The 1,618-nt window shown below is 64.6% G+C and carries 3 protein-coding genes; all 3 read left to right on the forward strand.

All coding sequences use genetic code 11. The features are described from left to right. A partial coding sequence (locus ACFXKA_RS42680; RefSeq protein WP_379431856.1) for a hypothetical protein occupies positions 1–342 on the forward strand: 342 nt, incomplete at its 5' end. A gap of 473 nt (positions 343–815) precedes the next feature. After that, complete coding sequence (locus tag ACFXKA_RS42685) at positions 816–1,016, forward strand: hypothetical protein (protein ID WP_379431857.1); 201 nt, start codon at positions 816–818, stop codon at positions 1,014–1,016. Positions 1,017–1,119: 103 nt separating this feature from the next. Continuing rightward, positions 1,120–1,593, forward strand: coding sequence for a flavodoxin family protein (locus ACFXKA_RS42690; protein WP_379431858.1), 474 nt, complete (start codon positions 1,120–1,122; stop codon positions 1,591–1,593). Positions 1,594–1,618: the final 25 nt, after the last annotated feature.

A 1,618-nucleotide genomic window follows, 5' to 3' on the forward strand; every position in this document is an offset into this window, starting at 1 on the left:
ACGACCTGCTCGACCGCGTCGACGCCATCGCCGCCCGCTACGGCATCGACTGATCTGCCACACACCAAACTGCTGCGCTGCCCGGCCGGGAGGGGTCAGGATGCCGGGACGACGTTGCAGCAGAAAATCTCGGCGGCCTCCGTCGCCGCCACCGTGTGTGCGGCGGGCGTGGCCGCCCTCTACGGGGACTGGATGCTCACCGCCCCGTGCTTGGGCCTGGCGGTCATGGGAGTTCTCGAATACCACGGCTACCTCGGCGAACTGGAACTCCGTAGCTGGCTGGCCCGGTGGAACCGCGACACCTCCGACGACGCCTCCGATGAGCGGCGGCCGGGCGGGTAGTTCTACCGATTGGCCGGGAGCCGTGAGGCGGCGATGCTCGTATGCGTGACAACGACATCCGCGCCGGTGCCGAGCTGGCCAACGCGTCAGCGAATCCCTGCGTGGGACAAGGGGATCACGAGCCTGTGCCTGGGGCTGGCCGTGGTGCTCGCGTTGTTCTCGGCAGTGGTCACCGGGATGTTCGTGATTTCTCTGGGGGTCCCGGGAGGTTGCGTAAGTCGAGCGAAGGTCTCGGTGCAGGTCAGCGGCTTGCTGGAGCGTAGCAGCAATGGCAACAGGTGTTGTGGAATTCGTCATTCCAGGAAGGGATCTGGGCGCTATGGGCAAACGGGTCCGGCGCGGCCCTGATTTTGAGGGTCACCGGTGACCTTGCGGAATCAACTGTCGCGTAAACCCTCCCCGCTGCCCCTGGTGCCGGGGCTGTCGCGGCTCCAGGGACTGCCGGCCTCGCCGCGGGCTTCGGTCCGCAACACGTGAATAATCACCCGTGCCTCACCAGCGAAATGCCCGACAATCCGGTGGATCCGGATGATCTCGCGACGATCACCCCGTACATCACGCGCACGATCCGCCGCTTCGGTGATTGGGTGCTCAACCTCACCCCACCCGACGGCGAGCCGGTCACCTGCCTGGACCTCGAACCGCGTGCCCTGTTCCCCGCCGGCACGGCCTGACCATCGGACCGGTTACGCGCAACTTCACATGGTGCCCCATGATGGGTACGGATTCGACCAGTGGTGCAAGGCATTCGAGAGTGTTGAGGGGGATTGAATCGCAATGAAGACGATCATCGTGTGTGCGTCGGTGTCGCACGGCAATACGAAGAAGGTCGCTGATGTGATGGGGGAGGTGCTCGATGCGCGGGTGATGAGCCCGGAGAAGGTCGATGCGGCTACGCTGTCGGATTGCGATCTCGTGGGGTTCGGCTCGGGGATCTTCATGGGGGCGTTCCATTCGGGGTTGCGTGAGTTCGTCGGAGCACTGCCGAAGGCGCAGCGCGGCAAGGCATTCGTTTTCGCGACGAGCGGATTTCCGGAGCCGAGTTTGCGGCCGTTCACTCGTCCGCTGGTGCGGCTGCTCGAGCAGCGAGGGTTCGAGGTGGTCGACACGTTCTCGTGCCGTGCGTGGGACACGTTTGCGCCGTTCAAACCGGTGGGTGGAATCAGGAAAGGACGACCGAACGTGACTGGGCCCCGGTTGCAGGCCCACCGGTTATGCGAGTTGGATTTGTTGCTCGAACTCGGTCGGTGACCATTGCTGACGGAATGCGTTGGGG

It is taken from the genome of Nocardia sp. NPDC059228 (assembly GCF_042754245.1).
Taxonomy (GTDB): Bacteria; Actinomycetota; Actinomycetes; order Mycobacteriales; family Mycobacteriaceae; genus Nocardia.